Source organism: Martelella sp. FOR1707 (assembly GCF_053484265.1).
Genome location: NZ_JBAKFP010000005.1, coordinates 155,729 through 178,928, shown reverse-complemented (window position 1 = coordinate 178,928; position 23,200 = coordinate 155,729). Strand labels below are relative to the sequence as shown.

General features: G+C 63.7%; 23 protein-coding genes. 6 read left to right on the top strand and 17 right to left on the bottom strand.

Features of this window, described 5'->3' with window-relative positions; all coding sequences use genetic code 11:
- Positions 1-19: 19 nt before the first annotated feature.
- Positions 20-775, bottom strand: coding sequence for a Crp/Fnr family transcriptional regulator (locus V6765_RS15080; protein WP_448430183.1), 756 nt, complete (start codon positions 773-775; stop codon positions 20-22).
- A gap of 317 nt (positions 776-1,092) precedes the next feature.
- Between V6765_RS15080 and V6765_RS15075 the strand changes: the two genes are divergently transcribed.
- Entirely contained in the window at positions 1,093-2,163 is a 1,071-nt protein-coding gene (locus V6765_RS15075) for a glycosyltransferase (RefSeq protein ID WP_448430181.1), read from the top strand.
- A 14-nt stretch (positions 2,164-2,177) separates the two neighbouring features.
- On the opposite strand, the gene V6765_RS15070 is transcribed toward V6765_RS15075, so the two are convergent.
- From V6765_RS15070 to V6765_RS15040, 7 genes are all read right to left on the bottom strand, one after another.
- Complete coding sequence (locus V6765_RS15070) at positions 2,178-3,698, bottom strand: aldehyde dehydrogenase (NADP(+)) (RefSeq protein ID WP_448430179.1); 1,521 nt, start codon at positions 3,696-3,698, stop codon at positions 2,178-2,180.
- Between the two features lie 12 nt (positions 3,699-3,710).
- On the bottom strand, positions 3,711-4,847 hold the full coding sequence (locus V6765_RS15065; RefSeq protein WP_448430177.1) for a fumarylacetoacetate hydrolase family protein: 1,137 nt from the start codon (positions 4,845-4,847) through the stop codon (positions 3,711-3,713).
- A 98-nt stretch (positions 4,848-4,945) separates the two neighbouring features.
- Positions 4,946-5,896: an alpha/beta hydrolase family protein gene (locus V6765_RS15060; protein ID WP_448430175.1), complete on the bottom strand. Its 951-nt coding sequence runs from the start codon at positions 5,894-5,896 to the stop codon at positions 4,946-4,948.
- Positions 5,897-5,936: 40 nt separating this feature from the next.
- Entirely contained in the window at positions 5,937-7,139 is a 1,203-nt protein-coding gene (locus tag V6765_RS15055) for a CaiB/BaiF CoA transferase family protein (protein WP_448430173.1), read from the bottom strand.
- 71 nt (positions 7,140-7,210) lie between these two features.
- Positions 7,211-8,179 (bottom strand): Bug family tripartite tricarboxylate transporter substrate binding protein, encoded by a 969-nt coding sequence (locus V6765_RS15050; protein ID WP_448430171.1) that lies wholly within the window; start codon positions 8,177-8,179, stop codon positions 7,211-7,213.
- Between the two features lie 3 nt (positions 8,180-8,182).
- On the bottom strand, positions 8,183-9,745 hold the full coding sequence (locus V6765_RS15045; protein WP_448430169.1) for a tripartite tricarboxylate transporter permease: 1,563 nt from the start codon (positions 9,743-9,745) through the stop codon (positions 8,183-8,185).
- On the bottom strand, positions 9,742-10,188 hold the full coding sequence (locus V6765_RS15040; RefSeq protein WP_448430167.1) for a tripartite tricarboxylate transporter TctB family protein: 447 nt from the start codon (positions 10,186-10,188) through the stop codon (positions 9,742-9,744). The genes V6765_RS15045 and V6765_RS15040 overlap by 4 nt, the downstream gene beginning before the upstream one ends.
- A gap of 124 nt (positions 10,189-10,312) precedes the next feature.
- Between V6765_RS15040 and V6765_RS15035 the strand changes: the two genes are divergently transcribed.
- The 3 genes from V6765_RS15035 to V6765_RS15025 all read left to right on the top strand — a co-directional run bounded on the left by V6765_RS15035 (position 10,313) and on the right by V6765_RS15025 (position 14,464).
- Positions 10,313-11,260, top strand: a complete 948-nt coding sequence (locus V6765_RS15035) for a LysR family transcriptional regulator (protein ID WP_448430165.1) — start codon at positions 10,313-10,315, stop codon at positions 11,258-11,260.
- Positions 11,261-11,402: 142 nt separating this feature from the next.
- On the top strand, positions 11,403-11,945 hold the full coding sequence (locus V6765_RS15030) for a biliverdin-producing heme oxygenase (protein ID WP_448430163.1): 543 nt from the start codon (positions 11,403-11,405) through the stop codon (positions 11,943-11,945).
- Complete coding sequence (locus V6765_RS15025) at positions 11,942-14,464, top strand: HWE histidine kinase domain-containing protein (protein ID WP_448430161.1); 2,523 nt, start codon at positions 11,942-11,944, stop codon at positions 14,462-14,464. Before V6765_RS15030 ends, V6765_RS15025 begins: the two co-directional genes overlap by 4 nt.
- 17 nt (positions 14,465-14,481) lie before the next feature.
- Here the strand turns inward: V6765_RS15025 and V6765_RS15020 are convergent, their stop codons facing one another.
- From V6765_RS15020 to V6765_RS15010, 3 genes are read right to left on the bottom strand one after another with little or no spacing between them, the layout of a single operon-like run.
- A complete protein-coding gene (locus V6765_RS15020) occupies positions 14,482-14,844 on the bottom strand; it encodes a helix-turn-helix domain-containing protein (protein WP_448430159.1) in 363 nt (120 codons plus the stop codon).
- Positions 14,841-15,398 carry a Smr/MutS family protein gene (locus V6765_RS15015; RefSeq protein WP_448430157.1) on the bottom strand — a complete coding sequence of 186 codons (558 nt, stop codon included), beginning with the start codon at positions 15,396-15,398 and terminating at the stop codon, positions 14,841-14,843. The genes V6765_RS15020 and V6765_RS15015 overlap by 4 nt, the downstream gene beginning before the upstream one ends.
- 44 nt (positions 15,399-15,442) lie before the next feature.
- On the bottom strand, positions 15,443-16,144 hold the full coding sequence (locus V6765_RS15010; protein ID WP_448430155.1) for a Tim44/TimA family putative adaptor protein: 702 nt from the start codon (positions 16,142-16,144) through the stop codon (positions 15,443-15,445).
- A 172-nt stretch (positions 16,145-16,316) separates the two neighbouring features.
- On the opposite strand from V6765_RS15010, the gene V6765_RS15005 reads away from it, so the two are divergent.
- Positions 16,317-16,841, top strand: a complete 525-nt coding sequence (locus V6765_RS15005) for an FxsA family protein (RefSeq protein WP_448430153.1) — start codon at positions 16,317-16,319, stop codon at positions 16,839-16,841.
- Between the two features lie 105 nt (positions 16,842-16,946).
- Positions 16,947-17,432 (top strand): protein-export chaperone SecB, encoded by a 486-nt coding sequence (secB, locus tag V6765_RS15000; protein ID WP_448430151.1) that lies wholly within the window; start codon positions 16,947-16,949, stop codon positions 17,430-17,432.
- 103 nt (positions 17,433-17,535) lie between these two features.
- Here secB and V6765_RS14995 read toward each other — a convergent pair whose 3' ends face one another.
- The 6 genes from V6765_RS14995 to V6765_RS14970 form a co-directional block, all read right to left on the bottom strand.
- Positions 17,536-18,972, bottom strand: coding sequence for an aldehyde dehydrogenase family protein (locus V6765_RS14995; RefSeq protein ID WP_448430149.1), 1,437 nt, complete (start codon positions 18,970-18,972; stop codon positions 17,536-17,538).
- Between the two features lie 21 nt (positions 18,973-18,993).
- Positions 18,994-20,064: an ABC transporter ATP-binding protein gene (locus V6765_RS14990; protein WP_448430147.1), complete on the bottom strand. Its 1,071-nt coding sequence runs from the start codon at positions 20,062-20,064 to the stop codon at positions 18,994-18,996.
- A gap of 43 nt (positions 20,065-20,107) precedes the next feature.
- Positions 20,108-20,815, bottom strand: coding sequence for a GntR family transcriptional regulator (locus V6765_RS14985; protein ID WP_448430145.1), 708 nt, complete (start codon positions 20,813-20,815; stop codon positions 20,108-20,110).
- Positions 20,816-20,853: 38 nt separating this feature from the next.
- Positions 20,854-21,708, bottom strand: coding sequence for a carbohydrate ABC transporter permease (locus V6765_RS14980; RefSeq protein ID WP_448430143.1), 855 nt, complete (start codon positions 21,706-21,708; stop codon positions 20,854-20,856).
- Positions 21,705-22,646, bottom strand: coding sequence for a carbohydrate ABC transporter permease (locus V6765_RS14975; RefSeq protein ID WP_448430141.1), 942 nt, complete (start codon positions 22,644-22,646; stop codon positions 21,705-21,707). The genes V6765_RS14980 and V6765_RS14975 overlap by 4 nt, the downstream gene beginning before the upstream one ends.
- 82 nt (positions 22,647-22,728) lie before the next feature.
- The gene (locus tag V6765_RS14970; protein ID WP_448430139.1) at positions 22,729-23,193 is read right to left on the bottom strand and encodes a hypothetical protein; all 465 of its coding nucleotides are present in this window, start codon (positions 23,191-23,193) and stop codon (positions 22,729-22,731) included.
- Positions 23,194-23,200: the final 7 nt, after the last annotated feature.

The following is a 23,200-nucleotide window of genomic DNA, read 5'->3' as shown; positions in this document are numbered from 1 at the left end:
ACAAAGGGATTCGACATATTCAGGCCTCGACGGGCGTTCCGTCGGGAAACCAGGATGTGTCGAGATTGGTGTGGCGGTCGGAGAAGTCGCAGATGCGCTTCATCCGGTCCTCCTCGAGAATTTCCACCGAGCCATTGGAGCGGCGGATCAGGCCGTCCTTTTCTAGCGCGGTGAAACTGCGGCTGACATAGACATTGGTGAGCCCCAGGACGTCTGAAATCTCGGTCTGGTTGAGCGGCAGGCGGAAGGTCGTGGTCATCGTCGTGTTGGTGATGCGCAGCCGGGCCTGGAGGTCGAGCAGCAGATAGGCGATTCGTTCGCGCGCGCTCATGCGACCGATGGCGCGCAGGAAATCGATCATGATCACCTGGTTGCGCACCGCAAGCGCAAACAGCAGCGCGGCAAGCTGCGGCGCGCGCTTGAACACCTCATCGAGGTCCTTTTTCGGAAACGGGCAGAGCCGCACGTCTTCGGCGGCCCTCAGCACCGTCGTGCGTTCGGTGAAGGCGATATCGGGAAACCCGACGATATCGCCCGGATGATGTATCTCCACGATCTGCCGGCGGCCGTCCTTGAGGTCGGCATAGCTGTAGAGCCATCCCTTCTTAACCACATAGAGGTGAATATTCTGGTCGCCCTCCTGGTAGACTTCGTCATTCTTGGCGAAATCCTTTTCCTCGCGTTCGAAGCGGGCGATGCTCTCAAGCGAAGCCTCATCGAGTTCGGCATAATGCGAGAGCTTCTGGGCCAGACAGCTTTTCGTGTGCGCGTTCATCTTTCCAAAACCTTCCGGCAGGGCGACTGTGGTGAAATGCTCGCTGCCACTGCAATTATGGCCGAATGATGGCGGCAACTGCAATCATCATGGTCGGGTCCGGCGATACTTTATGCGCGGCGTCCTCGTTTTCAACGTAATTTTAGACGATTTGTAACCAGTTTAATGCGCGCCTTTTCTAAACAGTTCAGGTAAATGACAAACGAGGAGGGCCCGATGTCAGAATTGCCATCGGGCCAAAAGAAGCAGTTCGCGGCCGGGCGGTTCCTATGGTCCGTGAAAATCCTTCAAAACGAACAAAGAAAGGAGGCACTCTAATGTCCTCCGCCATTGCTGTTATAGATCCTTATTGCCTTACACCCTACACGCTCGGCTCGCTGGAAGCCGGGGTGCTCAGCGGCGCCGAATCGATCGCCATGCGCGTTGCGAAAGCCCATGGCAGAAATTTCCGGTTTCACTTCTACCAGAACGGCCGCACCGATATCGACCGCGACGTCTGCGGCTTCTACCGGCCGCTCGGCTCGCTGAAGGCGGACGATCTCGCCGGCGTTCAGGCGATCGCGGTGGTCAGCTCTTGGAAATCCGCTCTGAAGGCGCGCAAACTCAACGCGCACGCCCCGATTTTTCTCAGGCTCCATTCGAACCCGGGACGGCACAACCGCCGCATGGGCGAAGCGCTTGCCGACGCCGGAATCGAGATCGTCTGCGTCTCTCATGCGCATGCGCGTCACGTGCGCGAATTCCTGAGCGCGGAAAACGAGAGGCTGCCGAAGATCACGACGATCTACAACCCGGTCGATGACCATCTCGCACCCGATGACACGCCGCGCGACGTGAACCGGCTGTTCTTTCCCGGCGCGCCGCTCAGGGGCATTTCGGAGGTTCTCGCCAAGTTCGAATTGCTCCGCCAGCAGCGCCCCGAGCTGAAGCTCGATATCGCCGAAGACGGCAACAAGATCTGGCCAGATGGCGCGCCGCCGGCCGGCGTCGCCTTCCTGGGGCGGCTCGACCATGACGAGATGATTGACCGAATGCGCCGGTCGCTTTGCGTCTTCTATCCGCAGACGCGGTTTTTCGAACCCTTCGCCCTGCAGCTTGCCGAGGCGAATGCGGTCGGCACGCCGGTGCTCGCGGATGAGGGGCTGGCGGTCAATATGGAAATTCTGGGCGGTGAGAGCCAATGCGTCGACACCGGCGACATCGATGCGATTATCGACCGGCTCGACGCTTGGCGCGAGACGCTGCCGAAGGTTACGGCCGCGCCGCATTACCGCATTTCCAATGTCGCGGAGTTGTGGCGGCAGAAGCTGACCGGAGTGCTTCAGCCGCCCTTGGGCGGCGCGAACGCCGCCCCGGATGCAGCTGCGGCGGCACCGGTTTTTCGTTAGAGCCCTGAAGGGCCTTAGCCCGTATGCCGCAAATCCTCCGGCAGCAGCGCCGTCGGCATGTTCTGATAGCAGACCGGCCGCAGGAAGCGACGTATCGCCATGGTGCCGACCGAGGTTCCGCCGAAATTGGTGGTCGCCGGGTAGGGCCCGCCATGGACCATGGCATCGGCAACGGCGACCCCGGTCGAAAACCCGTTGGCGAGCAGCCGGCCGGCCTTGCGCTCCAGCACCGGCAGCAGCGAGCCGGCGAACTCGGCGTCATCATGATCCATGTGCAGCGTGCAGGTCAGCTGTCCCTCCAGTCGCTCGGCAACCGCACGCATCTCCTGGGCGTTCGACGCCACTACAACGATGCCGAGCGGGCCGAACACCTCGTGGGAAAGCGCCGGGTTTTCGATGAACGCTGCCGCGGAAACCTTGTAGAGCGCCGGCGCCGCATTTCGCTCATGCGCCTCCATCTTGACCAGCGTCTCGACCCCGGATGCATGGGCAACCGCATCGCTGCCCTTGCGAAAGGCCTCGGCAATGCCGTCGGTCAGCATCGTCGCCGCCCCGACCCGGCCGAGCTCCTCGGCAGCCTCTTCGGCGAAACGGTCGGCCTCGGGGCCCGCCAGCGTCACCATCAGGCCCGGATTGGTGCAGAACTGGCCGACGCCCATGGTCAGCGAGCCGGCCCAGCCCTTGGCGATCTCGCTGCCGCGATTGGCGAGCGCGTCCGGCAGCAGGAAGTTCGGATTGACCGAGCCGAGCTCGCCGAAGAACGGGATCGGCTCATCGCGACGGGCGCAGAGATCGAACAGGGCCTTGCCGCCGGCAAGCGACCCGGTGAAGCCGACGGCCTTGATCAGCGGATGGGTGACGAGCATCGTGCCGGCCTCATGCGAGGCGCCCTGAAGCAGGGAGAACACGCCGGGGTGAATGCCGCATTTCTCCGCCGCCGCGGCAATCGCCTCGGCCACGATCTCGCCCGTTCCCGGGTGGGCGGGGTGGCCTTTGACCACCACCGGGCAACCGGCGGCAAGTGCGGAAGCGGTATCGCCGCCGGCCGTTGAAAACGCCAGCGGGAAATTCGACGCGCCGAACACGGCCACGGGACCGATCGGCCGCTGGATGAGTTTCAGATCCGGCGTGGGCGGGGTCGCCTCGGGATTGGCGGCATCATGCCTGCGATCGAGATAGTCGCCGTCCATGATGTGACGCGCGAACAAGCGGAGCTGGCCCGTCGTGCGGCCGCGCTCGCCTTCGAGGCGGGCTTCCGGCAAGCCGGTTTCCGCCACGGCGATCGCGGTGATGTCGCTGCCGCGTTTCTCGATCTCGTCGGCGACCTTGTTCAGAAATTCCGCACGGGTCCTGCGCGACGTGTAGCCATAGTCCCAGAACGCGGCCTCGGCGGCCTTGGCAGCCTCATCCACCAGCGCCTCATCGGCTTCGAAATAGTCGAGCGGCTTGCCCGTCACCGGCTGTAAGCTGAAGCGTTTGGCGGTTTCTTTCCATTCGCCGCCGACCAGGTGCCGGCCATGTGGTTCGAAAGTCATAGATGTCTCCATTCAGATGAGGTCGCGTTCGCCGAGATTGGTCATCAGCGCACGAATGCCGAAAGTCCACGGCGGGCATGACGTCGAGAGGCGCACGGTGTTGGTGAGCCGGCCAAGTCCCGCGGCTTCGATCGTAACCCTGTCGCCGATCTTGTGGGTGAAGCCTTCACCCTTCACGTCCCGGTCCTCGGTGGGCGCAAACAGCGTGCCGAGGTAAAGCATGAAGCCGTCGGGATATTGATGATGCGTGCCGATGGTCTGGGCGACGAGCATTTCCGGGTCGCGGCTTATCTCCGACATCGATGAATGCCCTGTCATGGTGTAGCCGTCCTCGCCCTCTACCGTCAGCGTCAGCTCTGCCCGGCGCACATCGTCGAGCTTGAAGCGATCATCGAACAGCCGGATCATCGGCCCGATCGCCGCCGAGGCATTATTATCCTTCGCCTTGCCCAACAGCAGGGCGGAGCGGCCTTCAACATCGCGCAGATTGACGTCATTGCCGAGCGTGGCGCCGACGATGCGGCCCGTCGAAGATACAGCGAGAACAATTTCGGGCTCCGGATTGTTCCATTTCGAGACCGGATGAAGGCCCACATCCGCGCCGGGTCCGACCGAGGACAAAACCTGCGCCTTCGAGAACACCTCCGCATCCGGGCCGATGCCGACCTCGAGATACTGGCTCCACAATCCTTCCTCGATCAAAGCCTCTTTGACCCGGGCCGCAGCCCTGGAGCCAGCCTCCAGGTTTTTCAGGCTGTCGCCGATCTTCTCGCCGATGCGAGCGCGGATGGTTTCCGCCTTCGCGGGGTCGCCGGCGGCCTTCTCCTCGATCACGCGCTCGACCATGGAGCGCGCAAAGGTGACGCCGCACGCCTTGATGGCCTGCAGGTCACAGGGGCTCAGCAGGTGGACCGGATCGCCGGGACGCGCCGCTGCAATGTCATCGAGCGGACCGAGCAACCGGCCTTCAGCGTTGCGGACATAGGCGACAGGGTCCGCCATCTCGCAAATGTCGCGCACCGTCGGCGCCGCTCTGTCGGTTATGTCGAAGAGCGCGCCATCGCGCACCGTTACGATTGCGGGTCCGTTTACTTCCGCAAGCCAGACGCGGCCGACATAGACGCCGGTTGGGTCGTCGATAATGCTCATCCCTGCCTCCCTTGGATCTGGCCTGCAAGAATGCGCAAAATGGCGTTTGACGCAAGCGCCCTCGCCGGCAGACGCGCCTCCCGGGCCGCGGAAAAGCGCTACTTGCGCGATATCTGCGCGGGCCAGTCGGCGATGCGGTCTTCAAGCGCGGTGAGCCATGCCCGCGCATTTTCGTCATCCACAAGATGGGCATCAAGGAAGGCGAGGGTCAGCATGGAGACCGCTTCGCGCTGGTCGGGGTGGCCGGGGGTCGGGTCGTTATCGGTCATGCCGCCGAGAAAATGATCGGCCTCATGCAACACGGCGAGATATTTGTCGCCGGCGGGCGCATGATGAAACGGCTCGGTCTTCCAGTTCCAGTCCTGCCCCTTGGCGCCGCCGTCCAGGGTGCCGGTCACCGTCAGCACGGGCCCGTCCATCGCGGCCCAGGAGCCCTCGCGCAGGCCCTGCTGGCCGCGGCCCTGGCCGCTCAACAGCACGGCGGCCGCAAACCGCGGATCCCGGAAGCTGCGCGGGCCTTCGCCCGGCATGTCGATTTCCGCGCCAGCGAGCAACTGCGAGGTATAGGCGCCGAAGGAATGGCCGGCGATGGCGGTGGGCAGGGGCGTGGACGATGCACCGATGGTTTTCTCCCGGATTTCCGCCAGATTGTCCATGATGGCGGTGACAATCCGGATCCGCTCCATCCAGTAGTGCGGCGTAAGCAGAATCTGGAACATCCGGTCTCTCAGCGGCGGAAAGATGATCCACTTTGAAACTTCCGGACCATCGGGCGCGAAGCCGAGCTCGCGCGCCACAGCTTCGAGCGCGGCGACGCCATCGGCAAAGGTCGGATGGATGACGAGATAGCCATGGCTTGCCAGAAACGTGGAAAGTTCGACATGATCTCCGCCATGGCCGCCGAGGCCATGGCAGAAAATGACGATGCCCTTCGCCTGTCCTTCGGCGGGAAAACGGCAGACGAGCGGCAGGCGCGCGTCCCGGTCCTTTATGTCAAACCGGACGGTGTTGACGGCGCCGGCCTGTCCCGGCCAATCGTTTGCGTCCATTGTCATGTCCTCACTTTCACCTCATCACGGTGCGCCTCGTTCAGATAACGCCGGCGCCGCGCAAGTCGTCGATCTCGCCGTCCGAAAGGCCGATCTCCTGCAGCACGTCCGCGGTATCGGCGCCGAGTTCGGGGGGCGGCGCATGCGCGGTCACCGCCTCGCCATTGGCGCGGAAACTCATCGAGGGTACATGTATCGGCCCGGCATGGCCTTCGATCCGGAATTCGGAAAGCAGGCCGCGCGCGGCAATATGCGCTTCCGAAAGGGTTTCGTCGAGACTGCGCACCCTGGCGGCGGGAACATCGACTTTTGCCAGCAGGGCCTCCCATTCATCCGCCGTACGCGTGAGGAAAGTGACGTTCAGCGTTTCGCGCAATGAGGCCGCATTCTCCTTGACGGCGGCGGGCGTGTTCCAGCGCTGATCGGCGAGAATATCATCGCGGTCGATCGCCTTGCAGAGCCTCATGAACTGCGGCGCATTGTTGGCGGCCAGCATCAGCACGCCATCCTTTGTCTCGAATGCGCCCGAGGAGGGGCTGGCGCTCCAGGCCTCGTTACCGCTCTGGGTCGGCATCCATCCGGCGGTCATGTGCTGGGTCATCAGCGAGGCCATCAGCATCAGCGCGGTATCGAGCATGGCGACGTCAACCTCGACGGCCTTGCCGGTGCGGGCGACCTCCAGCAGCCCGGCCATGATCGCCTGCGCGGCATTCATGCCGGTTGCGAAATCGATATAGGGCGCGCCGACCTTGGTCGGGCCGTTGCCCGGCTTGCCGGTGGTCAGCATGATGCCGCACATGCCCTGGATGACGTGGTCATAGGCGGGCCTGGCGCTCCACGGTCCGTTCTGGCCATAGGCGGAGATCGAGCAATAGACGATATCCGGCTTGATCGCCTTCACGGCCTCGAAGCCGAGGCCCAGCCGCTCGGCGACGCCGGGCTTGAAATTCTCCACGAAGACATCCGCGCCCGCGATCAGCTTCTTCGCGATCTCAAGACCCTTCGGGTTTTTCAGATCGAGCGTCACGGATTTCTTGTCGGCATTCTGGGTCAGGTAGCTCGAGGCCATGCGCCGCGCTGTGAGCTCCGGCAGCAGGCCGCCGATGCGCGTCCAGTCACCCTCGCCGGGCTTTTCGATCTTGATGACTTCGGCGCCCATCAGGGCCAGTTGATAGGTGGCATAGGGGCCGGCCAGAACCTGGCTCAAATCGATGACCCTGACGCCCTTGAGTGGCTGAAACATAACGGATTTCCGGTCTTGGGAGAGGAGCGCCGCGCGATCGCGCGACGCGATTTCGTCTGGCAGGCGGCCTGCTATTGCGCCGCCTTCTTGGCGGTCTCGATGATCTGCCTGTTCTTGTCGTAGGAAGAGTGTATTTCCTGATACGCCTCATCGACACCCAGGAACTTGATCGGGATATCGGCAGCAGCAGTGATCTTCTGGAAGCTCTCATCGGTTTCGGCGAAGGAAAGCGCCTCGGCGAGACGCTCGAGGATCGCGCGGGGCGTTCCCTTGGGCAGGAACAGGGTCGTGCGCGAATCCATCGCCATCGGATAGCCCTCCTCATCGATGGTCGGAACATTCGGCGCGGACGGGTGGCGGAAGGTGGTGAGCGCCGAGATCGTCTTCAGCTCTTCCGGATAGCGATAGTGGATGCCGCCGGAAAACGCCGCCGCCACCTGGTTGCCGAGCAGCGCATTGATCATCTCGCTGCCGCTTTGCAGCGGCACGATATTGACGTCGATATCATTCTGCTTGCTCAGCGCCTCGATGTAGAGCCGCGCTTCGGGGCTCAGCGCGCCGAAGCTGGAGCCCGGATTTTCCTTGGCCCATGCCAGATATTCGGTGAGATTGTCGTAGGGGCTGTCCTTGCGGGCGGCCATGCCGACCTGATAGGCGGTGATCATGCCGGCATATTCGAAATCATCCGAGGTGAAGTTGATGCCCTCCATGATGAATGGCGCGGTGTTGACCACCGAGTTCGACTGGAACAACATGGTATAGCCATCGGGCTTGGCCTTGGTCAGCTCGCGCGCGGCGACCGCTCCGCCTGCGCCCGGCTTGTTGACGATATTGATCGGCTGGCCGAGATGGTCGGACATGACCTGAGCGGCCGCGCGGGCGACCAGATCGGTCTGGCCGCCGGCGCCGTAACCCACCAGCATGGTGATCGGCCGGTCGGGATAGGCGTCTTGGGCAAAGACCACGCCGGAGAGACTGGCTAGGCTCAAGGCCGCGCCGCTGAAAAGGCCGAAAAGGCCCCGTTTGGTTATCGATTTCATCGCTCATCCTCCCTTTTGATTGCGAGAAACGTCCCGGTCTTCCGGACCGGTAAAATCATGCGCGTCGTGCCGGCCGAGCGATACCGCCATCTTGCTGCCATGGCCGATCCACCAGGCAATCACCACGGTCAGGACCAGAAAGACGAGCGCGATCGGGTGTTGCAGCAGGTTGAGTGCGTTGTGATCGAGCAGTTGCAGCGACTGGCGGAAGCTCAGCTCCAGATTGGGGCCGATGACGAAGCCGATCAGGAAGGTGACGAAGGAAAAATCGAGCTTGCGCGCGAAGAACCCCACCACCGCGAAGGCGAGCATCACATAGATCGAGAAAATGCTGCCGGTTTCCATGTAGGCCCCGATGCTGCATAAAAGCAGCACGCCCGGAATGATCAACCGCATCGGCGCCTTGATGATCTGGGCGAAGACGCGCTGGCCGAGATAGCCGATCGCCAGCATGATCACGCTGGCGCACAGCATCGCGGCATAGACATCGGCGACGAGGCGCGGCTGCTGCTTGAACATCAGCGGGCCGGGCGTCAGCCCGTGCAGGATGAAGGCGGCGATCAGGATCGCGGCGATGACGCTGCCGGGAATGCCGAGCGCGAAGAGCGGGATCAGGCTTGCCGGCACGACGGCGTTGTCCGCGCTTTCGGCGGCCGCCACGCCCTCGATCATACCCTTGCCGAATTTCTCCGGCGTCTTGGAGGCCTTGCGGGTTGCGCCATAGGACATGAACGAGCCAACGCTCGCGCCAAGGCCCGGCAGGATGCCGACGACCGAGCCGATCAGCGTGCCACGCGCGATCGCGGGAAAGCAGCGACGCCACTCCGACCACAGGATCACGCGGTCCTCGCGCCTGTCGCTGTCGCGGATCTGGTCGGTCGCGGAATCGAGCGCCTTGAGATTGCCCGCCTGCACCACCATCTCGGCGACCGCCAGCATGCCGATCGCCATCGGCACCAGCTTGATGCCGTCATCGAGTTCCAGCAGACCGAAGCTCATGCGCGGCACGAAGGTCTCGGTCTCGAACCCGATTGTGGCGAAGAAGATGCCGAGCGCGCCGGCAATCAGCCCCTTGGTCATCGAGGTGCCGGAAAGCCCGCCGATGAAGGTGAGCGAGAACAGCAGGATCGCGCAGAGCTCCACCGGTCCGATCAAAAGCGCATAACGCGCCAGCGGCGCGGCCAGCATGATCAGGATGATGGTGGAGAGAAAATCGCCGATCACCGAGGCGAACAGGCCCATTTTCAGCGCCTTCTGCGCCTTGCCCTGGCGCGCCAGCGGATAGCCGTCGAGCGCGGTCGGCGCCGAGGACGGTTCGCCGGGCGTGTTGAGCAGGATGGCGGAGACCGCGCTGCCCGCGCCGCTGCCCTTGGCGATGCCGATCAGCATGCCGATGGCCGCCGGCGGCGTGAGATAGAAGGTCAGCGGAATGGCGACCGCCACGCCGGTGCCCTTGCCAAGCCCCGGCAGCGCGCCGACGACATAGCCGATGAACACGCCGAGCGCGACCCATATCAGCGTGGCCGGGTGCAAGACATCCTGAAAACCGAGAAGGATATGGCTCATAGAATGCCCGTCCCCAGCAGCTTGTAAAACAGCAGCCAGACCGCGATCAGCAGTCCGGCGGTCATGCCGATGATCACCAGCGGCCGCCGCTCGCCCAGAAGCATCAGGCTCGCCGCCACCAGGAAGATGCCGCCGGCAAGCGGGGCGAGAAGCAAATAGAGCGCGATCGAGATCAGGAACACCGCGCCGATCTTGACCAGCGCCAGCATTTCGCCGCGCGTGATCGTCGGCTCGGCATCCTCCGGCGCGGGTTTGGCGCGCAGATTGGAAAACGCCAGAAAGGCCGACAGCGCGACCACGACGATCATCATCATGTTCGGCACGAGGCGGGGCGACATCATGCCCTGAGGCCCCTCGCTAATCCCTTTCGGAATGATGAAGACAAGCGCAAACAGGCCCAGAAGAGCCAGAACAACGCCGGAAACGATATTGGCGCGTCTCAATTTTTCCTCCCGATCGGTGACGCGTCGGCGATAAACGCCTGCCGTCACGCTCCTCGGTTGCACTATTTGCCGATTTAGCCAAAAGAAATAGTAGAAACTTTCTTCAATATGATAAGTTACGCTTATGGCTAGTGCATCACACCGACTCGATGGCCTGCGTTTCAGGCATCTGCGCATCCTCGAACTGATCGACGAGCATCGCTCCCTGCGCGCCGTCGGGCAGGTCCTCAATCGGACCCAGCCCGCGGTTTCGCAAATGGTGAAGGACCTGGAATATGCCTTCGGCGTCGAGCTGGTGGCGCGGTCGGTGCGCGGCGTCGAGCTGACGCCCGCCGGCCGCGTCGCCCTCGAGCGTGCCCGCTCAGGGCTGTCCTCGCTTGACCATCTTGTGGCCGAGCTGAAGACCAGCCCCTCGCCGATCGTCAGGATCGGCGCCAATCCGGCGCTGAACTTCAATCTGCTGCCCGCAGCGCTCAAAATTCTCGACGCCGAAAGGAGCGCGGTCCGCTACCGCATATCGGTCGGCGTTGTCGGCGATGTGTTGCGCGAGCTCTGGGAGGGCCGGCTTGACTGCTATGTCGGGCGGATCGACTGGAACCATATCCCGAAAAAGGTGATGCCGGTGTTGCGCCACGACCCGCTGACGCGCTCCGATCTTGTGATTGCCTGTTCGAAGAACCATCCGCTGGCGGAACGAACCGACATCGACATCGCCGAGCTGGCCGCGTGGCCATGGCTGCTGCCGCCGGAAGAGAGCAATAACCGCGTCGAGCTCGAAACCGAGCTGCGCAACCACGGCGTGATCCTTCCCCAGCCAATGCTGGAGCTCAACGCCGGCCCTGGTTCGCTGCTCACGCTGACCCATGAAATGCAAGTGCTGACGCTCACCCCGCGTTTCATGCTTGAAAGCCGGCTCGCCGGCGGCGAGGTGGTCGCGCTCGACATTCCCGGTTTCACGCTGCCGCAGATCCAGGTCGGGTTCGTCACGCTGGCCGAACACGAAACCATGGCCTCCGTCCGGGCCTTCCGCGAGGCCCTGCGTCAGGCCGCCAGGGCGCTGACGGGCGAATAGAACCGGCCGATCGCGACCCGGTTTAATCTGGTTTAAAGCCCGCCCCTTTCTGTCTCCCCATAATCGCAATCTTCTGGCGCGGCCTGCATTATTCGTCTACAAGGTCGCGTTTCCCGTATATTAATTTTCCCTAAAGTGGCGAATGGAACTGCTTGCCGAACTGCGAAACAATACCAGCGACCTGCATGAGCGCCTCGATCGCGCGGTCAGCCGCACTCCGTTCGCCTCGCCCCAAGGCTATCAGCGTTTCCTGCTGATGCATGCCCGCGTGCTGCCTGAGGCCGAGCGCTGGCTTGCCGCCCAACCGCTCTATGCGACGCTTCCCGGCGACAGGCTGCGCACGGCGGCGCTTGCGCGCGATCTTGATGCGCTTGCGCTTTCAATGCCGGCCGGCGATTGCGTCGCCGACAACAGCAGCTCGGTCGCGGGTCTGGCTTATGTGCTGGAAGGCTCCCGGCTGGGCGCGCGTTATCTGCTTGGCCAGTTGGCGAAGGCCGGCGCGCCCTACCCCGTCGCCTTCCTGCGCCATGGCGAGGGCGAGGATCACTGGAAAACTTTCCGGGTCTGGCTTAGCGCCCAGCCTGCAACCCAAAGCGCCGTCGCAACGGCCGTGACGTCAGCCAGGGCACTTTTCGATGCCTATCTGGAGGCCGTTTGCCATCTTGAAGGAGAACAGGCGCAATGAACGACCGGGTCGATCTGACCAATTGCGATCGCGAGCCGATTCATCTTCTCGGCCGCGTGCAGGAATTCGGCTTTCTGGTCGCCGTCGCGCCCGACTGGACGATCTCGCATGTCTCCGAAAACATCGGCAATTTTCTCGCCGTCGCGGCAGCGCCGTTGCTTGGCCGGCAGGCAGAGGCGCTGTTGCCGGCGGAGACGATCCACACCATCCGCAACCGCCTGCAATTCCTCAACCCGCATCGCGGCGTCGAGGTGATCTATGACCTCAGCATCGCCGGTTCTGAGAGCCGGTTCGATGCCTCGGTGCACCGGTTCAACGACACCATCATCATCGAGTTCGAGCCCGCCACCCCGGTGGAGGGTGCTGCCACCGACATGGCCAATGTGCGCAACGCCATCGACCGCATGGCCGAGCTTCCGTCCTTCGCCGCGGTCTATAGCCACACCGTGCGCTTCGTGAAGCTGATCACCGGTTTCGATCGGGTGATGCTTTACAAGTTCGGCGCGGACGACACCGGCGAAGTGGTGGCGGAAGCCAAGAAGCACGATCTCGAACCGTTCCTGAACCTGCGCTATCCCGCCACCGACATTCCCAAACAGGCGCGCGCGCTCTATGTCGAAAACCCGATCCGGCTGATCGCCTCGGTCGCCGACGAGGGCGCGCCGCTCCTCGCCCGTGACGGCAAGGTGCTGGACCTTTCGGGAAGCCGGCTCAGAAGCGTGTCGACCATCCATCTCGAATATCTGCGCAACATGAATGTCGGCGCCTCGATGTCGATCTCGGTGATCGTCAACGGCGCGCTGTGGGGGCTGATCGCCTGTCACCACGGCGCGCCCCATGTGCCCTCGATGCGGCTTCGCAACGCCGCGCTGCTGTTCGGCCACATGCTGTCGCTGGTGCTACAGACCCGCCTTTCGGCGGACGAGCGCGCCAATGACGAGGTGGTGCACCGGCTGACGACGCATATTTCCCGCACGCTTTCGAAAGACACCACCACGCCGGAACTGCTGCGGTCCTCCGCCGAATCCTTCGCCGACATTCTCAAGGCCGATGGCTACGCCGTGGTTCAGGAGAACAAGGTCGTGACCGGCGGCGATGCGCCGGAGGCGGCCGATATCCTCGCGCTCTGCGACCATCTGAACGCGCTGCCCGGCAACGCCGTCTACGCCAATCACGAGATCCAAAAATTCATGCCGGACGCAGAGCGCCTTGTCGAAAAGGCAGCCGGCGTGCTGTCGATCCCGATCTCGCGCTCGCCGCGCGACTATCTGCTGTTCTTCCGCGCCGAACTGGTGCAGCAGGTCAACTGGGCCGGCAATCCGGAAAAGCCGGTGAGCTACGGCCCGAACGGCGCCAGGCTGACGCCGCGTAAGAGTTTCGAAACCTGGCAGACCACGGTGCGCGGCCAGAGCGCGCCCTGGTCCGCCGCCGACATCCGCGCCGCCTCGCAATTGCGGATCATGCTGCTGGAAGTCGTGCTGCGGCTGACGGAAGAGGCCGGGCGCGAACGCAAGCGCGCCAATGAGAAGCAGGAATTGCTGATCGCCGAGCTCAACCACCGGGTCCGCAATATTCTGGGCCTGGTGCGCGGCCTGATATCGCAGACCAGCGTTGGTGCGATCTCCACCACTGAACTGGTCGCCAAGCTCGATGGCCGGGTGCAGACGCTGGCGCGCGCCCACGACCAGATTACGCGCCACCACTGGGCCCCGGCCGCGCTGACGGAACTGATCGAGGCGGAGGCGGAAAGCTACCTGCTTGACCGAAAGACGCGGCTTGAAACCAGCGGCCCCAACGTGCTTCTGACGTCGAAGGCCTATACCGCGATGGCGCTGGTGATCCACGAGATGATGACCAATTCCGCCAAATACGGCGCGCTGTCATCACCGCGCGGCACGGTCAGGATCGACTGGAGCCTCGGCCCGGACGAAAGCCTCCAGATCGACTGGCGCGAGATTGGCGGACCGCCGGTAAAAGCGCCGGAGCGCCGCGGTTTCGGCTCGACCATCATAGAGCGCACAATACCGTTCGAGTTGTCCGGACGGGCCGATATTTCCTATCGGCTTGAAGGCGTGACGGCCGCGTTCTGGCTGCCGGGCGAACATGTGGTTGCAGAGGAGTCCGCGTCGGTGCCCGCCGCTGCCCATGAGGTCGCCGCGGCGGCCGTCTTCACGCCCCCGGAAACGGTACTGGTGGTCGAGGACAATCTGATGATCGCCATGGATGCCGAGATGATCTTCGAGAAGCTCGGCAGTCTGGAGACCGTCATCGCGCCGACGGTGGAGGCGGCGATGGGCATGCTCGACCAGCGCGACAGCCCTTTCGGCTTCGCCCTTCTCGACATCAATCTCGGCAATGAGACCAGCTTCGAGGTGGCCCGGCGGCTGCAACGCGACGGCATACCCTTCGTGTTCGCCTCCGGCTATGGCGACAGCCTGACGCTTCCCGAAGGCCTCGAAGATATCCGCATTCTGTCGAAACCCTACGACAAGGACATGATCAGGGGACTGTTCGGCTGACTGCGGCTGACAAAGCCTCAGCGTTTCAAATGCTTTTCCAGCACCGCCTCCAGTTCCGCCACCGCATCCTCATCCAGCCGGCCGATACTGCGCGACAGATGGTTGGCGAAGGCGGTGTGGGCGGAGGGCAGGCCGATCGTGTCGATCACGACACGCGGATCGGACTGGTCGGCGATCTCGAAGAACGCCTCGGCGTCGTCCCAGATGATGTGGAAATAGCCCGCGACCCGCTGCAGGAAATCGAAGCTCGGCTTGCCGCGCCGGCCATGTTCCAGCGCGGACAGGTAGGCGGGGGAGACGCCGATCGCCTCGGCCATCTGCTTTTGCGTGACGCCGCGTCTTGCCCGCAATTCGCGCACGGCATCGCCGAAGGGGGTCATGCCGCCCCTCCCTTCCGGCGCGCAAGGCGGACATAAAGCGCGCCTTCGCCGCCATGCTGGCGGGCGGCGGTCTCATAGGAGGAAATCAGCGGCCGAAAATCCGGCAGCGAGAACCATAGCGGCACAGTGCGCTTCAGCACGCCGTCGCTGCCAAGCGACGCGCCCTTGCCGGTGATCACCAGGATATGGCGGTGGCCGCGTTCATGGGCGCGGCGCAGGAAGGATAGAAGCAGCGCATGGGCCTCGTCCTGAAACAGGCCGTGCAGATCGATGCGGGCATCGATGCCGATCCGCCCGCTGGCGAGCTTCCGTTTCACCGGCCGCTCGAGCGGATGGTGGCGCGGCTCCTTCGGCTGCCGGAGCGCAAGCGGCGAAACGCCGGCGCGCGGCGGCTCGGCCTTTATGGGTGCGGGCGCTTTCGGGCTCATCATCTCGGCGAAATTTTCGTCCGGGGCCTCAAGTTTTTCCGCCTTGCGGCCGGGAAGCGGCCGCGCCGTGCGGGCTACCTTGTTCCACAAATCGCGTTCCTCGGACGAGAGCTTGCGCCGGCTCATCAGTCGAACTCCCGTCAGGCGGCAGGCGCCGCCGGATCAATCGCCTATTCGGAGGCCGTGGCGATCAGCTTCCAGTTCGGATCGCGCGCCTTGGTGTCGCGGGCGAAGGTCCAGAGATCCCGGATTTCCGCGATTTCTTCCGGATCGCCCTCGACGACCTCGCCATCCCTGCCATAGGTGGCCGAGATCATCTGGCTGACGATGCGGAGCGTGATCCGGGCTTCGGACTTTTCGACCTCCGCCTCGGTAATCTCCGCCTTCTCGATGCCGACGAAATTCGCCCGCACCGTCTCGCCCTTGGCCTCGCGCTCGCTGATGGCGGCGTTGAAGCCGTCATAGACCTCCTTCGACAGAAGGTTCTTGAGGCTGCGCCGGTCGCCCTCGGCAAAGGCCATCACGATCATTTCATAGGCCGAGCGCGCGCCCTTCAGGAAGGCGTCGGGATCGAACTGCGGATCGGCGGCGGCAATCGCCTGGAGGCCGGAATTGACGTCGCTTCCCGCCGGCGCGATCCTGTCGATCGCGGCCTTGCGGGCGGCTTCCTGTTCCTTCTCGACGCCCGGCAGAGTGATCACCTTGCCCTCGCCGCGTCCCGGCTCCAGCGCATCGGTGCGCGAACGCACCGGCGTCTGCTCGTAACGTGGCTTTTCGTTGCCGGTGCGCCGCCCGAGAACGTTGCGAAGCTGGAAGAAAATCACCACAGCCGCAATCAGGAAGAAGAGGGTTATCAGATCGCTTGTGCCCATTTCGTCGTACCCGCGGCTTTCCTTGTTGTTTTCCTATCCCCATATAGACTTCACAGGGCCATGATTCAAATGTAACACATCGGATTATCAAGCGCATTTCCCATGGGCCGCGAAAAGGGAAAGAAAGCCAGAAAATACAATCTGGAAAAGACAAGCCAGACAGGAAACCGACTTGCCGCTTCTCATCGCCATCATTCTCTACCCGTTCATCGAAATCGCCGGCTTCATCGTCGTCGGCCGCGCGATCGGCCTGTTTCCGACGCTGGGCCTGATCATGCTGACCGCCGTGATCGGCGCGATCCTTTTGCGTATCCAGGGCTTCAGCGTGTTGCAGAGGCTGAACCAGGACGTCCGCGACGGCGGCAATCCGGGCCGCGACCTCGTGCATGGCGGCATGATCGTGCTCGCCGGCATCCTGCTGCTGCTGCCCGGTTTCGTCAGCGATATCTGCGGTTTCCTGCTGTTTGTGCCGCCGTTTCGCGATTTCGTGTGGAAGCGGATGAGCCGCAACATGGTGGTGGTTTCCGAGCGCTCCGCCGGGTTCAGCTACACGAGGCGCGAGCCGCCCAGCCACGAAGGCCCGCGCGAGGGGCCGAAAGTGGTCGATCTCGATGCCAATGATTTCTCCCACGACCCCGATCCGAATTCGCCCTGGGCGGGCAAGGGCAAGCCCGACGACAACGACAAGCCCAAATAGGCTGAAATGCAGGCCTTCACGGCCCGAACCGCCGGCACGAAGGGTTGTACGCCCGCCGGCGAGATGCTAATTCGCACACAACGACATTACTCGAAAGGACGCGCAATGGCCGAGGAAAACGGAGCGGCGGAGAAGAAGCCGAGCCCTGCACTGAGCATTCTCACCCAGTACATCAAGGATCTTTCCTTCGAAAATCCGGGAGCTCCCGCCTCGCTGCAGAAGCGCGACGCCCAGCCGGCGATCAACATCTCCGTCAATGTCAACGCCAACCCGCTCGGCGACGACACCTACGACGTGCTGCTGTCGCTGAAGGCGGAAGCCAAGTCGAACGACAAGCCGATGTTCCTCTGCGAACTGGTCTATGGCGGCGTATTCCGCGTGGCCGACTTCCCGAAGGAGCACGTGCTGCCGATGCTGTTCATCGAATGCCCGCGCCTGCTGTTCCCCTTCGCCCGCCAGATCGTCGCCGACGCCACCCGCAATGGCGGCTTCCCGCCGCTGCTCGTCGACCCGATCGACTTCGCGCAGATGTTCCAGAAGCGCATGGCCGAGGAACAGGCCCGCGCCAAGGTGCAGCAGCCGGCCAACTGAGCGGCGCAGCACTTTCTGAATTGAAAAAACCCGGCCGCGAGGCCGGGTTTTTTGTTGGGCACATTCCCTTGGCCGCCATTGCCGCCAAGGAACGTTGTGCCGGTTACGACGACCAGCCAGAGACCGATTTCACGGTCATGTATTCCTCGAGCCCCCAGACGCCGCCCTCGCGCGCGCCGCCTGAATGGCCGACGCCGCCGAAGGGCGAGCCGGCACCGCGCGGCTCGCCGTTCATCTCGACCATGCCGGAGCGCAGCAGCCGCGCCAGCCGGTTGCGCCGCGCGCCATCGCCGCTCTGGACATAATTGGTGAGGCCGTAGCGCGTGTCGTTGGCGATCGCCACAGCCTCCTCCTCATCGGCAAACGGGATGATGCTGAGAACGGGGCCGAAAATCTCCTCGCGCGCGATGGTCATGGCGTTGTCGACATCGGCGAACACCGTCGGCTGGACGAAATAGCCGCGGTTGAAGCCGGTCGGCAGGCCGGGACCACCCGCCACCAGCCGCGCGCCCTCGCGAATGCCGGTCTCGATCAGGTCCTGGATCTTGTCGAACTGCCCCTTCGATATCACCGGCCCCATATGCTTCCCCTCGGCCGATGAGGGGCCGAGCGCGATCGCGCCGGCCGCCGCTTGCGCCTTTTCCACGGCGGTCTCGTAGACCGAACGCTCGACCAGCATCCGGGTCGGGGCGTTGCAGTTCTGGCCGCTGTTGATGAAGCATTGCCGCACGCCGCGCGCGACGGCATCCTCGTCGGCATCGGCAAAGATGAGGTTGGCGCCCTTGCCGCCCAGTTCCAGCGCGACGCGTTTGAAGCTGTCGGCCGCGCCGCGCATGATGCTGGCCCCCGCGCGGGTGGAGCCGGTAAAGCTGATCATCGCGACATCGGGATGTTCGACGAGCCGCGCGCCGGCGGTCGCGCCATCGCCGTTAACGAGGTTAAAGACGCCCGCGGGCGCGCCGGCCTCGTGAATGATCTCGGCGAGCAGGTTGGAAGACAGCGGCGCGAGCTCCGACGGCTTCAGCACCATGGTGCAGCCGGCAAGAAGCGCCGGTATGACCTTCAGCGCGACCTGGCTCATCGGCCAGTTCCACGGCGTGATCAGGCCGACGACGCCGATCGGCTGCATCAGGATGCGATCATCCGGCGCATGCGGCCCGAGCGGCCTTACGAAATCGAAATGCTCCATGGCGGTAAGAAAATTGGTCATATGGCGCAGGCCTGCCGCCGCCTGACGGGTGCGGGCAAGCTCGATCGGCGCGCCCATTTCCTGAGAGATGACGCGCGCCATCTCTTCGATGCGGCCGGCATAGATATCGTGGATGCGTTTAACGAGCGCGACCCTGACTTCCGGATCGCTTTCCGCCCATGCCGGAAAGGCGCGCTTGGCGGCCGCCACTGCGGCATCGACCTCGTCTGTCCCGGCAAGCGCAACCGTGCCGAAGGGCTGCTCGGTGGTGGCGTCGACCAGCGTGTGGCTTGCTGTCGAAGCCGCTGGCGTCCAGCGACCGTCGATATAGAAATTGCTGAGTTCAAGCATCGGTCTTTTCCTTTCGCGCGGTCACACCGGATCTTCCAGCGCCAGTTCCGGCACCGGAGCGGCATCGAAGAAATGGATCGCATCCGGCGCGACTTGCAGATGGATCGTATCGCCCGGCTCCGCATCCGTGCGCCCGCGCACCAGGATGCGGATAACCTCGTCGGCAAGGCGGGCCGTGATCTGGGTTTCCGAACCCGTCGGCTCGACAATCGTGACCATCGCCGGCCAGCCGCTTTCGGCAAGCACGAAATGCTCGGGCCTGACGCCGACCGTGACGCGCTGCCGCCCCTTCGGTTCGGCGGTGGGCAGCGGCAATATCCGCCCGTCGGCAAGCTTCAGCCCGTTCCCGGCGACGATATCGCCCTGCAGGAAGTTCATCGGCGGCGAACCGATGAAGGCCGCGACGAACAGGCTGGCCGGCTTGTCGTAAAGCTCGAGCGGCGGGCCTTCCTGCTCGATCACGCCGCCATTCAAAACCACGACGCGATCGGCAAGCGTCATTGCCTCGATCTGATCGTGGGTCACGTAGATGGTCGTGGTCTTCAGCCGCTGGTGCAGCTCCTTGATCTCGGAGCGCATCTGCACGCGGAGCTTGGCGTCGAGATTGGAGAGCGGCTCGTCGAACAGGAACACATTGGGATCGCGCACGATCGCGCGGCCCATGGCGACGCGCTGGCGCTGGCCGCCGGACAATTGCCGCGGCTTACGCTCAAGCAGCGGCTCGAGCCCGAGAATGCGCGCGGCATCGCCGACGCGCCGCTCGATCTCCGCTTTCGGCACGCGTCGCTGCTTGAGCGCGAAGCCCATATTGTCGCGGACATTCTTGTGGGGATAGAGTGCATAGTTCTGGAACACCATAGCGATGTCGCGATCCTTCGGCGCGACGTGGTTGACCACGCGGTCGCCGATCACGATGTCGCCGCCGGTAATGCCTTCAAGCCCGGCGATCATTCTCAGAAGGGTCGATTTTCCGCACCCGGAAGGGCCGACCAGCGCGACGAATTCGCCATCCTCGATATCGATCGAGACGCCGTGCAGCACCTCGACCGCGCCGTAGGATTTGCGCACCTTGCGGATTTGAACCGTACCCATTCCAAAACTCCTCCCTTTGCCGCCCCTTTCCGGGACGCCTGATTTATGTCGCGGAAGCGCGGCGGCCCTCGGCCCGTCGGTTCGCGCCCTTGGCCGGCGCGGCCTCGATCAGATCGATCAGGAAATCGCCGGTGTTCTTTTCGTGCTGGTTCACAAGCGCGGCCGCAGCCGTGAAATCGCCCGCGCGCAGCCGGTCGCGGATGGCCTTATGCTCTTCCAGGGCATCGGCGAGACGCCCCGGCTGCGGCGGAATGCCGTGGCGCTGGGCCGACATGAGGCCATGCATGTTTTCAAGCAGCCTGCGGCACCAGGGCGATTCAGGATTGTCGCAGAGCAGCAGGTGAAACTCGTAGTTCTTGGACCCGAACAGGTCGAAATCCTCGGCTTGCAGCGCCGTGGCCGAGATCGCGATGTTCTCGTCGATCTTCGCCAGCCGTTCTGCATCGAAATTCCGGGCGCCAAGCTCCACCGCAAGGCCGCATATCAGGCCGCGCAGGGCGCTGATCTCGCGGATCTGCTCGGCGCGCAGGCCCTGCACCACGGCGCCGATATGGTTCTGCACCTCCAGCCAGCCATCGGAGGCAAGGCTGCGGATCGCCTCGCGGATCGGCGTCTCGCTGATGCCGAGCGCAAGCGACACTTCCCGCGTGGTGATCCTGTCGCCCGGGCCGACCGTGCCGGACAGCACCATATCCTGGATATGCTGCCGGGCATGTTCGGCCTTGGTCATGTAGGTCTTCGGGTGGTCCATGGTTTCCGTCCAGTTCCGGTTTTGAGGCTCCGGCGCAATTATCCCTTGGTCGCGCCGTCAGCCAAGCCCTTGATAAGCCACTTCTGCACCAGAAGCGCGAAGATCACCACCGGAACGACGGTGATCGTGCCGACCGCGGTGAGCGCGCCCCAGTTCGCGCCGTTGACCGTGTCGCCCGCAATACCGGCAATCGCCACCGGTATGGTCGAGGCATTGCGGTTGGTGAGCACGAGGGCGAACAGCAGTTCCTCCCAGGCCAGAATCATGCTGAAGATCAGAGTCGAGAGCAGGCCAGGCAGCGAGATCGGCAGGATGATCTTGAAGAAGGCGCCATAACGCGAGCATCCGTCGATCATGGCGGATTCCTCGAGTTCCTTCGGCAGCGAAAGGAAGAAGCTGCGCATCAGCCACATCACATAGGGGATCAGAAAGGTGCTGTAGGCGAGGATCAGGGTGATGTGCTTGTCGGTCAGCCCGAACTTGCGCGCCACAAGAAACATCGGAACCGCCAGCGCGATCGGGGGCACGCCGCGCGACAACAGGATCAAAAGCCCGATCGTGCCGGCTCCACGCAGCCGGATGCGGGCAAGCGCATAACCTGCCATGGTGCCGACCACGATCGACAGCAGCCCGGAGCCGGTGGCGACGATGACGGTGTTGATCAGCCGCCGGACGATATCGGCGCGCGCGATATATTCCTTGTAGGTCGCAAGCGTCGGCGTGAAGAAGAAGGTCGGCGGATTGGTGAAGATGTCCACCTGCTGCTTGAACGAGGTCAGCACCATCCAGTAGATCGGAAACAGGAAGAACAGGCTGACGATGATGGCGGCGGCGATCCGCAGCCTGTGCCCGAACGCGCCTGCAGGCGCTGACGATGGGACGGGGGCGCTCAAAACAGTTCCTCCAGCTTGCGGCTGCCGCGCAGGAAAATGCCGGTCAGCACCATGGTCAGGATCAGCACGATCACGGCCATCGCCGCGGATTCGGCAAAGCGCAGCGAGCGGAACGCCTCCTCGTAGATGAACAGGTTGATGACATTGGTGGCCTTGCCCGGCCCGCCATAGGTGGCGGCGAGCACAATGTCGAACATCTTCACCGCGCCGAGCCAGCGGATAACGAAGGTGGCCGCGATCACGGGCACCAGCAGCGGCACGGCGACGGACCAGAGCGTGGACCACCAGCCGGCGCCGTCGATCTTGGCGGCCTCGAACACATCCTTGGGCAGGGCAAGCAGCGCGGCGGTGGCGATCAGCACGATGAACGGGGTCCAGCGCCATGTGTCGATGATGATGATCGAGGCCATGGCGAGCCTGGCGTCGCCGAACCAGTCGAGCGGGCCGAGACCGACAAGGCCGAGCCAGTAATTGGCGATGCCCCAGAGCGGATCGAGGATCATCCGCCACATGCCGCCGGCGACCGCGGGGGCAACGACCATGGGAATGATGAACAGCGCGCGCAATATGCTCCGGCCCCACCACTCGGCATTGATAAGATAGGCGATGCCGAAGCCGAGCACGACCTGCAGCGGCAGGGCGATCACCAGATAGATCAGCGTGACCTTCAGCGATTCCCAGAACCGGTAGTCGCCGATCACCTCGCGGTAATTCTCCCAGCCGACCCATTGATCGGCGCTGAAACTCGCAAGATCGAAGGAGGAGAAGCTGATCTCGATCGTGTAGAAGATCGGATAGGCCAGCATGACGATCAGCACCAGCATGCTCGGCATCAGGAATGACCAGCGGCCAAGAAGGTCGGCGAGCGCATGCCGCCGGGCGTGGCGGGCGGCCCCGCCATCCGCGGCATCGCGGCGCAATGCAGTCTCAGTCGTCATCCCGGTCTCCTCTCATGCTTCCTCGTCCTTTCCGCCCCTCATCCGATGGCATCTTTCTCGCTGTCGCCAGTGCGCGCCTTGTTCAGGGCGCACGCCAGATCGGACCGCGCGCCCGCACCGGATCAAGCAGCGACAGGTCGCCCGCCTCCACCGCATATCCTTCCGGAAACGGCGGACGGACCTCGATGCCGATCGATGCCATGACCCTGTCATCGCGATAATAGCAGCGCGCGGTGACGGCCTCCATCACGCCGGCAAGCGCCGGCTCATCGGCGCGGAAGACCCGCAGGATCGTGGCCTGCTCCTCGCGCGAAAGCCCGGCAAAGCCGGTCACGGCCCGCGCCTCGACCGCCGCCAGCGCCTCTGCCAGCGCCTGCCGGTCACGGCCGACCGATCGCAGGATATCGGCATAGATCGCCGGATCATCGGCGCCGGGCACGCCGTGGCGCGCGCTTGCCGGGATCATGTGTCCGACGATCGCAAGCAGCGTCTTGCTATCGTCCTCGAATGGCGGCGGTTCCGCGCGGTCTGTCATCGTCTGTGTCATGGCCGGT

What these genes read in the sequence shown, in the direction of transcription:
- V6765_RS14975 (WP_448430141.1), bottom strand. Translation starts at nt 22,646, where the DNA reads ATGACGACTGAGACTGCATTGCGCCGCGATGCCGCGGATGGCGGGGCC.
- V6765_RS15070 (WP_448430179.1), bottom strand. Translation starts at nt 3,698, where the DNA reads ATGACTTTCGAACCACATGGCCGGCACCTGGTCGGCGGCGAATGGAAA.
- V6765_RS14990 (WP_448430147.1), bottom strand. Translation starts at nt 20,064, where the DNA reads ATGGGTACGGTTCAAATCCGCAAGGTGCGCAAATCCTACGGCGCGGTC.
- V6765_RS15020 (WP_448430159.1), bottom strand. Translation starts at nt 14,844, where the DNA reads ATGACCCCCTTCGGCGATGCCGTGCGCGAATTGCGGGCAAGACGCGGC.
- V6765_RS15015 (WP_448430157.1), bottom strand. Translation starts at nt 15,398, where the DNA reads ATGAGCCGGCGCAAGCTCTCGTCCGAGGAACGCGATTTGTGGAACAAG.
- V6765_RS15080 (WP_448430183.1), bottom strand. Translation starts at nt 775, where the DNA reads ATGAACGCGCACACGAAAAGCTGTCTGGCCCAGAAGCTCTCGCATTAT.
- V6765_RS14995 (WP_448430149.1), bottom strand. Translation starts at nt 18,972, where the DNA reads ATGCTTGAACTCAGCAATTTCTATATCGACGGTCGCTGGACGCCAGCG.
- V6765_RS15065 (WP_448430177.1), bottom strand. Translation starts at nt 4,847, where the DNA reads ATGAGCATTATCGACGACCCAACCGGCGTCTATGTCGGCCGCGTCTGG.
- V6765_RS15055 (WP_448430173.1), bottom strand. Translation starts at nt 7,139, where the DNA reads ATGTTTCAGCCACTCAAGGGCGTCAGGGTCATCGATTTGAGCCAGGTT.
- V6765_RS15075 (WP_448430181.1), top strand. Translation starts at nt 1,093, where the DNA reads ATGTCCTCCGCCATTGCTGTTATAGATCCTTATTGCCTTACACCCTAC.
- V6765_RS15025 (WP_448430161.1), top strand. Translation starts at nt 11,942, where the DNA reads ATGAACGACCGGGTCGATCTGACCAATTGCGATCGCGAGCCGATTCAT.
- secB (WP_448430151.1), top strand. Translation starts at nt 16,947, where the DNA reads ATGGCCGAGGAAAACGGAGCGGCGGAGAAGAAGCCGAGCCCTGCACTG.
- V6765_RS15030 (WP_448430163.1), top strand. Translation starts at nt 11,403, where the DNA reads ATGGAACTGCTTGCCGAACTGCGAAACAATACCAGCGACCTGCATGAG.
- V6765_RS15060 (WP_448430175.1), bottom strand. Translation starts at nt 5,896, where the DNA reads ATGGACGCAAACGATTGGCCGGGACAGGCCGGCGCCGTCAACACCGTC.
- V6765_RS14970 (WP_448430139.1), bottom strand. Translation starts at nt 23,193, where the DNA reads ATGACACAGACGATGACAGACCGCGCGGAACCGCCGCCATTCGAGGAC.
- V6765_RS15045 (WP_448430169.1), bottom strand. Translation starts at nt 9,745, where the DNA reads ATGAGCCATATCCTTCTCGGTTTTCAGGATGTCTTGCACCCGGCCACG.
- V6765_RS15050 (WP_448430171.1), bottom strand. Translation starts at nt 8,179, where the DNA reads ATGAAATCGATAACCAAACGGGGCCTTTTCGGCCTTTTCAGCGGCGCG.
- V6765_RS14985 (WP_448430145.1), bottom strand. Translation starts at nt 20,815, where the DNA reads ATGGACCACCCGAAGACCTACATGACCAAGGCCGAACATGCCCGGCAG.
- V6765_RS15010 (WP_448430155.1), bottom strand. Translation starts at nt 16,144, where the DNA reads ATGGGCACAAGCGATCTGATAACCCTCTTCTTCCTGATTGCGGCTGTG.
- V6765_RS15035 (WP_448430165.1), top strand. Translation starts at nt 10,313, where the DNA reads ATGGCTAGTGCATCACACCGACTCGATGGCCTGCGTTTCAGGCATCTG.